12 protein-coding genes and 1 pseudogene are annotated in these 12,493 nt (G+C 72.0%); 5 read left to right on the top strand and 8 right to left on the bottom strand.

Annotation, left to right across the window (positions count from 1 at the left end; genetic code table 11):
- Positions 1–188: 188 nt before the first annotated feature.
- The 4 genes from pknB to PKF00_RS16945 form a co-directional block, all read right to left on the bottom strand.
- Positions 189–2,132 carry a Stk1 family PASTA domain-containing Ser/Thr kinase gene (gene pknB / locus PKF00_RS16960; RefSeq protein WP_271218498.1) on the bottom strand — a complete coding sequence of 648 codons (1,944 nt, stop codon included), beginning with the start codon at positions 2,130–2,132 and terminating at the stop codon, positions 189–191.
- Positions 2,133–2,208: 76 nt separating this feature from the next.
- Entirely contained in the window at positions 2,209–2,967 is a 759-nt protein-coding gene (locus PKF00_RS16955) for a thiazole synthase (protein WP_271218497.1), read from the bottom strand.
- 5 nt (positions 2,968–2,972) lie between these two features.
- A complete protein-coding gene (gene thiS, locus PKF00_RS16950) occupies positions 2,973–3,173 on the bottom strand; it encodes a sulfur carrier protein ThiS (RefSeq protein ID WP_271218496.1) in 201 nt (66 codons plus the stop codon).
- On the bottom strand, positions 3,170–4,405 hold the full coding sequence (locus tag PKF00_RS16945) for an FAD-dependent oxidoreductase (protein WP_271218495.1): 1,236 nt from the start codon (positions 4,403–4,405) through the stop codon (positions 3,170–3,172). The genes thiS and PKF00_RS16945 overlap by 4 nt, the downstream gene beginning before the upstream one ends.
- A 335-nt stretch (positions 4,406–4,740) precedes the next feature.
- Here PKF00_RS16945 and PKF00_RS16940 point away from each other — a divergent pair, with 335 nt between their 5' ends.
- Genes PKF00_RS16940 through thiE form a run of 3 tightly spaced genes read left to right on the top strand, consistent with a single transcriptional unit; the run spans position 4,741 to position 6,960 of the window.
- Positions 4,741–5,913 carry an NAD(P)/FAD-dependent oxidoreductase gene (locus PKF00_RS16940; RefSeq protein ID WP_271218494.1) on the top strand — a complete coding sequence of 391 codons (1,173 nt, stop codon included), beginning with the start codon at positions 4,741–4,743 and terminating at the stop codon, positions 5,911–5,913.
- Between the two features lie 50 nt (positions 5,914–5,963).
- A complete protein-coding gene (locus tag PKF00_RS16935; RefSeq protein ID WP_271218493.1) occupies positions 5,964–6,338 on the top strand; it encodes an Rv2175c family DNA-binding protein in 375 nt (124 codons plus the stop codon).
- Positions 6,316–6,960: a thiamine phosphate synthase gene (thiE, locus tag PKF00_RS16930; protein WP_271218492.1), complete on the top strand. Its 645-nt coding sequence runs from the start codon at positions 6,316–6,318 to the stop codon at positions 6,958–6,960. The genes PKF00_RS16935 and thiE overlap by 23 nt, the downstream gene beginning before the upstream one ends.
- An 86-nt stretch (positions 6,961–7,046) precedes the next feature.
- Here the strand turns inward: thiE and PKF00_RS16925 are convergent, their stop codons facing one another.
- Positions 7,047–8,114: a polyprenyl synthetase family protein gene (locus PKF00_RS16925; RefSeq protein ID WP_271218491.1), complete on the bottom strand. Its 1,068-nt coding sequence runs from the start codon at positions 8,112–8,114 to the stop codon at positions 7,047–7,049.
- Positions 8,115–8,379: 265 nt separating this feature from the next.
- Between PKF00_RS16925 and metF the strand changes: the two genes are divergently transcribed.
- Positions 8,380–9,312, top strand: a complete 933-nt coding sequence (gene metF / locus PKF00_RS16920; protein WP_271218490.1) for a methylenetetrahydrofolate reductase [NAD(P)H] — start codon at positions 8,380–8,382, stop codon at positions 9,310–9,312.
- Here the strand turns inward: metF and PKF00_RS16915 are convergent, their stop codons facing one another.
- Entirely contained in the window at positions 9,313–9,879 is a 567-nt protein-coding gene (locus PKF00_RS16915; protein WP_271218489.1) for a GNAT family N-acetyltransferase, read from the bottom strand.
- A gap of 235 nt (positions 9,880–10,114) precedes the next feature.
- Positions 10,115–10,594: a YbaK/EbsC family protein gene (locus tag PKF00_RS16910; protein WP_271218488.1), complete on the bottom strand. Its 480-nt coding sequence runs from the start codon at positions 10,592–10,594 to the stop codon at positions 10,115–10,117.
- A 118-nt stretch (positions 10,595–10,712) separates the two neighbouring features.
- Here PKF00_RS16910 and PKF00_RS16905 point away from each other — a divergent pair, with 118 nt between their 5' ends.
- The gene (locus PKF00_RS16905; protein WP_271218487.1) at positions 10,713–11,498 is read left to right on the top strand and encodes a L,D-transpeptidase family protein; all 786 of its coding nucleotides are present in this window, start codon (positions 10,713–10,715) and stop codon (positions 11,496–11,498) included.
- Between the two features lies 1 nt (position 11,499).
- Here PKF00_RS16905 and PKF00_RS45190 read toward each other — a convergent pair.
- A pseudogene (locus tag PKF00_RS45190) lies at positions 11,500–11,900 on the bottom strand (transposase); the annotation flags it as partial.
- Positions 11,901–12,493: the final 593 nt, after the last annotated feature.

Genomic DNA, 12,493 nt, shown 5'->3' with positions numbered 1-12,493 from the left:
CCGCCCCCGTGACGCGGACGCCGGGAAGCCCGGGAGGGACGACCGGCAGGAGGGACGGGGGTGACGGGCCTGCGGGACGAGGACGTGGCGGACCCGGTCATCCGGTCCGGTGCCGTGCCGCCCGACGGGGAGGGGCCCGGTGAGGAGGTCGTACGGGATCCCTCCTCACCGGCTCTCCCCGAGACGGCTCAGTGCCAGAGGGTCACCTCGGTGCCCGCCGGGGCCTGCTGGCCGCCGGGCGGGCGCTGGGCCAGGACCCTGCCCCTGCCCAGCCCCTTGCGCACACGCACCTTCATCCCCAGCGCGCTCAGCTCCTGGCGGGCCGCCTTGACGTCCTTGTACATCACGTTGGGGATGACGAGGAAGGTCTGGCCGCCGGGGTTCTCGCCGGTCACGCCGTTGTTGATCTCCCACGGCCAGTGCCATCCGCCGTTGTTGCACTGCGACAGGGTCATCCGGATCACCGCGCCCTTGTCGATCTCCGCGTTCGGCTGCGGGTCCTGGGCGATGACCGTGCAGGGCTGGGCGGCGTCGGTCTGCTCGACGAACTCGGGGATGAAGCCCGCGCCGCGCAGGAAGGCGTCCGCCTGGTCGCGGGGCATGCCCTTGACGTCGGGCGCGAGCAGGCCCGCGCTCAACATCAGGCTGACCTTGCTGCCCTCCTTGACGCGGTTGCCCACGGCGGGGACGGTCCGCATCACCTGACCGCGCGGCACGGTCTCGCTGCGCTGCTTGTTGACCTCGTCGACGACCAGTCCCGCCTCGGCCAGCTTCGTACGGGCCTCGGGCTCGCTCAGGCCGACGACGTTGGGCACGGCGACGCGCTTCGGGCCGTCCGAGGCGACGAGGACGAGCTTGGACTTCTCCTCGACCTCGGTGCCCTCGACCGGCTCGGTCCTGATCACGGTGCCCTTGGGGGCCTTCTCGTCGTTCTCCGCCTTGCCGATCTCGACGACGAAGCCGCTCTGCCTGGCCTTCTCCTCGGCGACCTTGATGTTCGTGCCGACGAGCCTGGGCACCATGATGGTGGTGTCCTGGGAGAACAGCCAGCCGGTCACCCCGACCGCGACCACCATCACCACGGCCAGCACCGCCATGAACCACTTGGCCTTGAACCCGCCGGACGCCTTCGGGGCGGGCCGGGCGAGGTCGGCGGCGGGACCGGTGAGCAGGTCGCCGCGCGGCTGGATCAGGGTGTGGTTGGCCGCGGGGGGCGCGACGGGACCGGGCACGGGCCCGCTGGGGACGGGACCGGTGGGGACGGACGGCACGGGGCCGCTGTCCTTGGGCAGCATCCTGTGCGCCTCGACCGCGGCGACCAGCAGCGCGGTCGCGTCGGCGGGTCGCATCGCGGGGTCGCGGGCGGTGGCCTGGGCCACCAGCGTGTCCAGCAGCGGCGGGGAGCCGGGCAGCAGCGAGGAGGGAACGGGCACGGTGTCGTGCACGTGCCGGTAGGCCACCGACATCGGCGTCTCACCCTCGTACGGCTGACGCCCGGTGACGAGCTCGAACAGCATGATCCCGGCCGCGTAGACGTCGCTGCGGGCGTCGGCCGCCCCGGAGGTCACCTGCTCCGGCGACATGTAGCCGATGGTGCCGATCATGACACCGGTGCGCGTCTGGTTCGTCGCCTCGATCGCGCGGGCCAGGCCGAAGTCGACGACCTTGACCCGTCCGTCGTCGGCGAGCAGCACGTTCTCGGGTTTGACGTCCCGGTGGATCAGGCCGGCCTGGTGGGCGGAGCCCAGCGCGGCGAGCACCGGGATCATGACCTCCAGGGCCTCGCGGGCCGGCAGCCTGCCCCGGCTGCGGAGCACGTCGCGCAGGGTGCGCCCCGGGACGTACTCCATCGACAGGTAGACGTTGTCCCCGTCTGTTCCCTGGTCGAAGACGTGCACCACGTTGGGGTGCGACAGGCTCGCCACGGACTTGGCCTCGCCGATGAACCGGCGCACGAACGCGGGGTCCTCGGCGAGGGAGCGGTGCATCACCTTCACGGCGACCGTGCGGTCGAGTCGGACGTCCAGAGCCAGGTAGACGGTCGCCATCCCGCCCCGGGCGATCCGGGACTCAACGCGGTAACGGCCGTCGAGGAGTTTCCCGACCAGGGGATCCGTAAGCGTCGTGTCCACCCGGCAGAGTTTACGGGCGATTTGGCGCTCGCAGGGTCCTCGTGTTCCAAACCGATGCGCAGAAGTTGGCTGTTTTCTACGGAACCATGGGGGAGGACGCCTCGGCGTACCGGCGCCTGGGGATCCGGCCCGCGGCACGGGCGAGACGGCCCGCGACGACCGCGGAGCGCATGGCCTGGGCCATCAGGTCGGGCCGGTGCGCCCTGGTCACCGCGGTCGCCAGCAGGACCGCGTCACAGCCGAGCTCCATCGCCAGGGCCGCGTCGCTGGCCGTGCCGATCCCGGCGTCCAGGATCACCGGCACGTTCGCCGCCTCCACGATCAACTCGATGTTGTGCGGGTTCCTGATGCCCAGTCCCGAGCCGATCGGCGCGCCGAGCGGCATCACCGCCGCGCAGCCCGCCTGCTCCAGCCTGCGGGCCAGGGCGGGGTCGTCGCCGATGTAGGGCAGCACCACGAAGCCGTCGGCGACCAGTCGTTCGGCGGCGTCGAAGGTCTCGATGGGGTCGGGCAGCAGGGTGCGCTCGTCGGAGATGACCTCCAGCTTGACCCAGTTCGTCTCCAGGGCCTCCCTGGCCAGCCTCGCGGTCAGCACGGCCTCCCCGGCGGTGAAGCAGCCCGCGGTGTTCGGCAGGACCTTGATGTCGTGCCTGCGCAGCACGTCGAGCACGGAGCCCCGCGCCGACGGGTCGAGGCGTCGCATCGCCACCGTGGTCAGCTCGGTGCCGGAGGCGACGAGCGCCTGCTCCAGGACGTCCAGCGAGGGAGCGCCTCCCGTGCCCATGATGAGCCGGGAGGAGAACTTCTCCCCTCCGAGGATCAGATCGTCGTTCATGTCCCTCAACCTCCCTGCACCGCGGTGAGCACCTCGACCCGGTCCGCCTCGGTCAGCGGCGTGGAGTCCCACGCGCCACGCGAGACCACCTCGTCGTTGACCGCGACGGCCACGCCGCTGGTGACCCCGGTCAGCCTCTGTACGGCCTGCGCCACGGTCGCCCCCCGGGGCAGCTCGTGGGGCGAGCCGTTGATCGTCACGTTCATCGACGCTCCTGGAAACGCGGTTGCCCATGGAAACGCAGCGGGGAGCAGATCGTCGACAGCTCCTCGTCCGTCTCGCCGAGGCAGAGCTCTGCGGTGAGCGGGGCGAGCAGCACCCCGCCCCTGTGGTGTCCTGTCGCCAGCGACAGGCCGGGCACGGACGTGGGGCCGACCAGCGGAAGGTTGTCCGGGGTGCCGGGGCGCAGGCCCGCGACCACGTCGGCGACCTCAAGCTCGGTGACGCCGGGGACGAGCTCCCGCGCGTCGCGCAGCAGCTCCCACAGCCCTCCGGCCGTCACCCTGGTGTCGAAGCCCATCTCCTCCTGGGTGGCTCCGACGACCACCTCCCCGTCGCCGCGCGGCACCAGGTAGACGGGGGAGCCGTGCACGACGCCGCGCACGCAGTGCCGCAGCATCGGCGAGGGGGAGCGCAGCCGCATGATCTGGCCCTTGATCGGCCGCACCGGCGGCGCCGCCTCGGGCGGCAGCCCCTCCAGCGTCCCCGACCAGGCTCCCGCGGCCAGGATCACACGGGAGGCGGCGACGGTCTCGCCGGTCGCGAGCCGTACTCCGGTGACCCTCAGGACGCCCGCCTCCGCGGCCCCTCCGGCGTCGGACCCCGCGCCCGGCCCCGCGGCAGGTCCCGGGGCAGGTCCCGCGCCCGTCGCGGCGCCCCGTTCCCCGGCCGTCTCCAGTCCGGCCACACGGCAGCGCACCAGCGCGCCTCCCCGCCGTTCCAGCGCGGTCAGCAGCGCCCTGGTCACCCTTCTCGGATCCACCCAGGCGTCCCCGCCGGCCAGCAGCCCGCCGCGCACCGACGGCGCCAGCATCGGCTCCAGGCGGCGGCACTCGCGTCCCGTGAGGCGTTCCGCGGGAAGGCCCAGCTTCTCGACGAACGACGCGAGCTCGTCCAGCGCCGCCAGGTCGTCGGCGCCGAAGGCGACGTCCAGCGTCCCGTCCGCGCGGTAGTCGAGGTCGAGGCCGCCGTCCTCGGCGAGCTCGGCGGCGAAGGCGGGCCATCTCGCGAGGGAGGCCAGCCCGAGGCGCAGGAGAGGCTCCTCGGTGTAGGTGACCTCGCTGACCGGCGCGAGCATGCCCGCGGCCGCGTGCGAGGCCCCCGAGGCGGGGGCGGGGTCGATCACGGCGACCTTCATGCCCCGCCTGGCGGCGCGCCAGGCCACGGAGAGGCCGACGACGCCCCCGCCGATGACAAGCGCGTCGAAGTGGTGTGACATCCGTCGCTCCGCTCCCTTCGCCGGCATGACCCGGATCAGGTTCGTGGCGGTCGAGGGCCCGCTTACGGTCGAGCAGGGGACGGCCACCCCCGGAATTCGTGCGGATCCGCGCCGTACGGCATGGTCTTTTCGCACGTCACCCGGTTCGTACCGGTCCTCGTCGATCCGTAGCCCTCCTCTCAGCCCGATGCGTTCCGGGCTCCCGCGCGTGTTGTTCGCTCCCACCCTAAGGGCTGCGACAACACCCTCACTGCGTTGGATGCGAGCTAAATACCGTTTTCGTTATCAAACAGCTAATGGCAGAGGGTCGGCCTGGCCGCTTAGGCTCGTGAGTTGTGAATCATGTCGTGGTGGTTGGCGCCGGCTTGGCCGGCGTACGCAGTGTCGAGGCGTTACGAGCCCGCGGGTTCGCCGGCACGATCACGTTGATGGGCGAGGAGGCGCACCGCCCCTACGACCGTCCGCCGCTGTCGAAGTCCGTCCTGCTGGGCGAGACCGACTCCACGGTCGTCGACTCCGACCTGGACGCCCTGGAGGTCGACTTCCGCGCGGGCGTGGCGGCCAAGGGGCTGCGCCCGGGCGTGGTGGAGACCACCGAGGGCGAGGTGGCCTACGACGGGCTGGTCATCGCCACCGGGGCCCGCCCGATCCGGTTGCGCGGCGACGGCGAGCAGCACGTGCTGCGCACCATAGACGACGCGCTGGAGCTGCGCGCCCGGCTCGTCGCGGGCAGGAGCGTCGCCGTCATCGGGGCGGGCTGGATCGGGGCCGAGGTGGCCACCGCCGCCCGCAGGGCGGGCTGCGAGGTGACCGTCGTCGAGGCGGCGGACCTCCCGCTGTCGGCCGCTCTCGGTCCCGTGGGGGCGCACACCGCGCGCTGGTACGGCCAGGCGGGCGTCGACCTGCGCCTGGGCACCTCGGTGGCCTCCGTCGACCACGACGGGCTCACCCTGGCCGACGGCTCCAGGGTCGAGGCGGACGTGGTCGTCACCGGCGTGGGCGTGCGGCCCGCGGTCGAGTGGCTGGCGGGTTCCGGCGTCGAGCTCGACAACGGCGTCGTCACCGACGAGCACCTGCGCACCGCGCTGCCCGGCGTGGTCGCCGCCGGCGACTGCGCCGCCTGGTGGTCGCGCCGCTACGGCCGCCGCCTGCGGGTCGAGCACTGGGACACCGCGCTGGGCGCCCCCGAGGTGGCCGCGGCCACGCTCCTCGGCGGCGACGCGGTCTACGACCCGGTGCCCTACTTCTGGTCGGAGCAGTTCGGCCACATGGTGCAGTACGCCGGACACCACGACGGCGAGCGCCTCGTGCTGCGCGGCGACCCGGCCACCGACGTCAAGTGGGGGGCCTGCTGGGTGGCCGACGACGGCAGGCTGGCCGCCGTGCTCGCGGTGAACCGCCCCCGGGACCTCCTCCAGGGACGCCGTCTCATCGAGGGCGGGCAGCGGCTCGACGTCGGCCGCCTGGCCGACCCTGCGGTAGCGTTGCGCGACTGCACGGCGGCGTAACCTCGTCGCCGGGTGTTTGGCGAAGGGCACGATGTGGTAGTGGTGGATTCGTGACGCTTTCTGTTGCGCAGATCGACCGGGAGACAGACCAGCTGGTGGGCGAGTGGCTCACCTTGACCGAGGTGGCCAGAAGGCTGAACCTCAGCGCCGGTCGCGCGAAGCAACTTCTCAAGGACCGCAAGCTCATCGGAGTGCGACGGGGCGGCGGCGAGCCACAGGTCCCCGCCGCCTTCCTCGCCAAGGACGACGTCGTGAAGGGGCTGCCCGGCACGCTCACCGTGCTCCTCGACGCCGGATACGACGACGTCGAGTCGCTCCGCTGGTTGTTCACTCCAGACGAGACCCTTCCGGGGTCCCCGGTGGACGCGATCGTCGCGGGCCGCCACACCGAGGTCAAGAGACGTGCCCAAGCCCTCGGTTTCTGACGCCCGCCTCTACCTCTGCACCGACGGGCGTCGTGACCGGGGAGACCTGGCCGACTTCCTCGACTCCGCCCTGGCGGGCGGGGTGGACATCGTCCAGCTGCGTGAGAAGGGCCTCGAGGCGCGTGAGGAGCTCGCGCTCCTCGAGGTCTTCCGCGACGCGTGCGACCGCCACGGCAGGCTGCTGGCGGTCAACGACAGGGCGGACATCGCCTACGCCGCCCGTCCCGACGTGCTCCACCTCGGCCAGGACGACCTGCCGGTGCGGGTCGCGCGCGACATCCTCGGCGACGACATCCTCATCGGGCGTTCCACTCACGCCCCGCAGGAGGCGTCCGCCGCGGCCGTCGAGCCGGGAGTCGACTACTTCTGCTGCGGCCCGATCTGGCCGACGCCCACCAAGCCAGGGCGGGCCGCCCCCGGTCCCGCGCTGCTCAGGCACGCCGCGGGCCTGGAGACGGAACGCCCGTGGTTCGGCATCGGCGGCATCGACCTGACCAACCTGGACGAGGTCATGTCGTACGGCGTGCGCCGGGTCGTGGTCGTGCGGGCCATCACCGAGGCCGACGACCCGAAGTCGGCGGCCGAGGAGTTCAGAAGACGCCTGGTCGCGGGCCCCGCCTGACCTCCGGGGGGCGAAGGCCGGTGAGCGGCCCCGCCCCCCGCCCCGGGCGTGCGGAGCGTCCCGCCCGTCTCCCCCGGCGGGAGCCGTCAGGTGCGGCGGGACGTCGCGGCCACGGCCAGGTCGGCCAGGGCCGTACGGGCCTCCCCGGTGATCGGGGCGTCGTCCAGCGAGTTCAGGGCGTCGTCGAGGTAACTCTTGATCATGTCCTCGCACGCCGCGAGAGCCCCGGTCTCCTCGATGATCCCCCGTAGCCTGCCGACTCCGGCGGCGTCCAGCCCGGGGTCGCCGAGCATGCCGTCGACGACCTTCACCTGGGCGGGGGAGGCGGCGGCGAGCGTGCGGGCGATGAGCATCGTCCGCTTGCCCTCCCGCAGGTCGTCACCGGCGGGCTTGCCCGTCTCCGCGGGGTCGCCGAACACCCCCAGGATGTCGTCGCGGAGCTGGAAGGCGATGCCGACACACCGGCCGTACGCCTCGCAGAGCCGGTCGATCCACGGCTCGCGCCCCCGCGCGGCCAGCACGAGGCCGAGCCTGAGCGGCTGTTCGACGGAGTACTTGCCGCTCTTGAAGAGGGCGACCCGCAGCGCGCTGTCGAAGGTGTTGTCGGCGTGGGCCTGCTCCAGCAGATCGAGGTACTGCCCGCACATGAGCTCGGTGCGCATGTGGTCGTGGACCTCCTGGGCCGCGGCCAGTGAGGCCTGGGGCAGGCCGCTGCCGCGCCACATCTCGCCGGACCAGATCAGCAGCAGGTTGCCCAGCAGGATGGCCGCGCCCTCCCCGAACTGCTCCGCGGAACCTCGCCAGCCCTCCTTCTCGTGCAGGGCCTGGAACCTGCGGTGCGCCGACGGCATGCCCCGGCGCAGGTCGCTGGCGTCCATCACGTCGTCGTGCACGAGGGCGCTGGCCTGGAGGAGCTCCAGCGACGCCGCGGCGGTGAAGAGCGCGGGGTCGTCGCCGCCGCCCGCGCCGTGCCAGCCCCAGTAGCAGAAGGCGGGCCGCAGCCGCTTCCCGCCCGAGAGGAACTCCTCGGCCGCGGAGATCAGCGGGGCCAGCTCGGGGGCGCTGACCAGGGGGCGCTGCCGGTCGACGAACTCCTTGAGAGAACGGTCCACTTCGGAACGTATGGTGTCGAGCGCGGCTGCGGAAGCGGTCATGTCCCGAGATTATCGGCCCGGTGCGACAATGCCTGTCCCGGATGTCCCGTGGGCTGCTCCGGCGGTCCCCGGCGGCGCGCGGAGGCGCGACGGCGGGCCGGCGGTGAGACCGGCGGCGGCGGTGGCGGCGACGCGACGGTCGGGCCGGAAGGACGCGGCAAGGGCTTCACGCGCAGGGCGGGCGAGGGGCTGCGCACGCGGGGCGGGCAAGGGCCCCTGATCAGGAGGGTGTGGTGGCCCGCCGGGCGACCAGTACCCTAGGGACATGGCTCTGGGTCGCCCGTCAATCCTTCCCGATCGCGTGCCCACCGTCCGCGAACTCCTCGCCGCCGGTGGCCGGTCCTTCTCGTTCGAGTTCTTCCCGCCGAAGACGGACGAGGGGGAGCGACAGCTCTGGCGTGCGATCCGGGAGCTCGAGGCCCTGCGCCCCACGTTCGTCTCGGTCACCTACGGCGCGGGCGGCGGCACCCGTGACCGCACGGTCGAGATCGTCGAGCGGCTCGCCCACGAGACCACGCTGACCCCGGTCGCCCACTTCACCGCCGTCAACCACTCCCTGCGCGAGCTGCGTCACCTGGTCGGCAGGTTCGCGGGGGCGGGCGTGCGCAACATCCTCGCCGTGCGGGGCGACCCGCCCGGCGACGTGACGGGCGAGTGGGTCCGCCACCCCGAGGGCGTGCTGTACGCCGAGGAGCTGGTCCGGCTCATCCGCCAGTCCGGCGACTTCTGCGTCGGCGTGGCCGCCTTCCCCTACAAGCATCCCCGGTCGACCACGGTCGAGGCCGACACCGAGCACTTCGTGCGCAAGTGCCGCGCGGGCGCCGACTACGCGATCACGCAGATGTTCTTCCGCGCCGAGGACTACCTCAGGCTGCGCGACCGGGTGGCCGCCAGGGGGTGTGAGACCCCGATCATCCCCGGCATCATGCCCGTCACCCAGATGAGCACGATCGCCAGGTCCGAGCAGTTGTCGGGCGCTCCGTTCCCGCCCGAGGTCGCGGCCAGGTTCGAGGCCGTCGCCGACGACCCCGCGGCCGTGCGCAGCCTGGGCATCGAGCACGCCGCCGAGCTCTGCCAGACCCTGCTCGACGAGGGCGCGCCCGGCATCCACTTCATCACCTTCAACCGCTCCAGCGCGACCCGAGAGGTCTTCCAGGCCCTCGACGTCGCGCCGAAGGCGGCCTCGCTCACGGCCTGATCAGGGAAGGTCCGGCCCGGTGCCGGCCAGCGGGAGCCCGGCCCCGACGATCGCGTAGCGCTCGTAGCCGCCGGGAAAGACGAACTGGGTGAGCAGGTCGACGAAGCCGACGCCGCGATAGAGACGGCGGGCCGCCGTCGCCTGGTCGCGGGTCGACAGCACAGCGGTGCGCTCGGCCCGGCCCTCGCACAGGCCGGTGACCATGGCGCGGCCGACGCCCTTGCCCTGGTAGTCGGGGTGGACGTGGATCTCGGCCAGTTCGAAGGCGTCCCCGAGCCAGCCGCGCGCCCAGTCCTCGCCGTGCAGCTCGGTCATCGCCCTGCGGACGACGTCGTGCCACCACTGCCCGGGCTCGCCGTGGAAGCCGTAGGCGACGCCCACCGGCTTTCCGTCGGCGCGCTCGGCGAACAGGCAGGTGAATCCGGGATGGACGGCGTGGTTTCCCATGATCGCCTTGCGCCCTGTGAGCTGGTCGGCCGGGGGGCGCATCGCCGCGGTGTAGATGTCGAGGACCGCGTCGAGCCCCTTGGTGAACTCATCGGGGCCGACCCGTCGCAGTCCGATCACGCAACGCACCCTAGCAGGACGGACATCGAGGGGCCTGTTCGAAAGCGCCAAAGTGACGTGCGGGATTTTTCAAACGCTTGGCGCATCTCATACCCGGTGACAGGACTTTCCCCCCGCCCCGGCGGCACTGCGAGGTCTCTTCGGGATCCCCGCCCCGGCGGCCCTCCGCGGTCCGGTCAGGACCCCCTCCCCGGCGAAGCCCGCGGAGGGCCCGGAGCAGGCCGTCAGCCGGAGGTCACCGCTCCACCTCGACCGGGGACCCGCCCGTCACGCGGACGAGCTCGCTGAAGGAGGTCGGGAAGACCGTGTGCGGGTGGCCCGCGGCGGCCCAGACCACCTCGTGCTTGTCGAGCCAGACGTCGACCAGTGTCCTGATCGGGGCGGGATGGCCCAGCGGGGCGACGCCTCCGATGGCCTGGCCGGTGGCCGCGCGGACGAAGTCGGGGTTGGCGCGTCTCACCTTCGCCGCGCCGATCGTCTCCGCGATCAGGGCCGTGTCCACCCGGTGGGCACCGCTGGTGAGCACGAGGAGAGGCTCCCCGTCCGCGTCGAAGATCAGGCTGTTGGCGATGGCGCCGACCTCGCAGCCGAGCTGCGCGGCGGCGGTCGCGGCGGTCGGGGTGGCCTCGGCGAACACGACGATCTCGCCGGTGACGTCGTGCCCTCTCAGGGCGGCGGCGACCTTCTCGATGTTGGGATGCAACTTTTCTGGCACCCGGTCACTCTAAACAGGTTGACCATTGATTACCCCTTCATAACCGTTAGTGGGGCGTGAGAGGTTGGTGCGCTATGGTCCGTGGTCTGGGTATTAGTACTACGAGGGGATGATTTTGATGGGGGTTGGACGGCGGCTCGGAGTGGCCGCGCTGATGACAGCCGGGGCGGTGTTGCTGTCCTCCGCCGGCGTCGCGAGCGCCCAGACCGCCACCGCGGCGGCCCCGGTCGCCGCGGTCAGGGCGGAGACGCCCACGTTCGTCGCGCCGGGCAAGACGCTCAGGCTGGGGGCGAAGGGCACCGCGGTCAAGGCGCTCCAGAGCAGGCTGAGGGAGCTGGGCTACCAGCCCGGCAAGATCGACGGCCAGTACGGCGGGACGACCCTGACCGCGCTCTGGGCCTTCCAGAAGGTCAACGGCATCTCGCCGACGAGCACCGTGACGAGGAGGACCTGGAACGCTCTAGAGGCTCCGCGCGCCCCCAGGGTGCTGGTGCCGAGAGGCAAGCCGACCCGGGTCGAGGTCAATCTCACCCAGCAGGTGATGGTCCTCTACGTCGACGGCCAGGTGAAGCTGATCAGCCACACCTCCTCGGGCAGCGGGATCCCGTACTGCGAGACGGCCACCTGGCAGGGCAAGACCCAGAAGTTCTGCGGCGACGCCCGCACGCCGACGGGCGACTTCAAGACGACCTGGCGCAGGAGCGGCTGGCACAAGTCCTACCTGGGCCAGCTGTACAACCCGATCTTCTTCAACGGCGGCATCGCCTTCCACGGCGCGCTGTCGGTGCCGCTGGCCCCGGCCTCGCACGGCTGCGTGCGGCTGCCGATGCACGTGGCGGCGGTGCTGCCCGGCCTGCTCGGCACGGGGGTGCCCGTGCACGTGCGAGGGAAGTTCGTCCGCTGAACAACGACGCCAGGGTGACCGCGGCCTGGTAGGACTCGGTGGTCCTGTCGTAACGGGTGGCCAGGCCGCGAACCTGCCTGAGGCGGTTGAAGCGGCGTTCACGACGTTGCGGCGTTTGTAGAGGTCGCGGTCGTTGACGTTGCCGCCGGTGAGCACGGAGGCCAAGACCGTCCGGCGCCGTCGCAGGCCAGGTGGATCTTGCTGGTCAGTCCTCCTCGGGATCGGCCGAGGGTGTGATCCGCCTGGGGGAGCGCCCCCTTTTCGGCCACCGGCGGCATGCTGGTGAGCGCGCACGATTGTGGAGTCCACCGCGACCAGCCAGTCGAGGTCGCCTGCCGCGTCGGCGTCGGCCTGGGCATGGCGCAGCATGGCGGTGAAGGTTCGCCGTAGCCTCGGGAGTACCGGGCCCTTATGGCGTCTGAGACCTTGTCGTTCGTCTCAGCTGTCTGCGGCATGATCGCCATTTCACCGCCCCCGGCGATCACGAAAAGACACACATGACCCCCTGGGCGCGCCATGTGCCGGCCCGGATCTCCCTGGAGGGACCCGAGGCGCGGTTCGATCCCCCGTCGCCCCGCAAGTGACCGCCGGATCCCGCTCTTGAGAAAGTCGGTTATGAGCCGGAACTCTGAGCTGACGACGACCGGCACACCCTGACGAGAACCGACGTACGCCGACGCGCAATGCCCGAAGGGCAGACAGCGGGACTCATACGGGAAGCCCGCACCCGGCGGCGTCAGCGGTTCCCCCTCGGCGCGCCCCCGGATCGCATGATCAAGCGGCGAGCAGCGAGCGGATCACGGTATTCCGGGCGGAGGCGGCTTTTCGGTTCCTGAGGGAACCACCACGAACGCCCGAGCGTCGTGCGGGCGGACCGCGGCACGGTCATGACCGGCCACCCGCACGGTGAGGACAGAGACAGCAGGTCCCGCCGTCCGAGGGCGCCCACGTCACACCCACCGCCAGGCGGTGCAGAAACCGTCAACAACAACTGC

Source organism: Streptosporangium carneum, from assembly GCF_027922005.1.
In the GTDB taxonomy this organism is placed as follows: domain Bacteria; phylum Actinomycetota; class Actinomycetes; order Streptosporangiales; family Streptosporangiaceae; genus Streptosporangium; species Streptosporangium carneum.
Note: the sequence above shows the minus strand (reverse complement) of the source record. Positions and strands in the feature narration are given on the sequence as shown.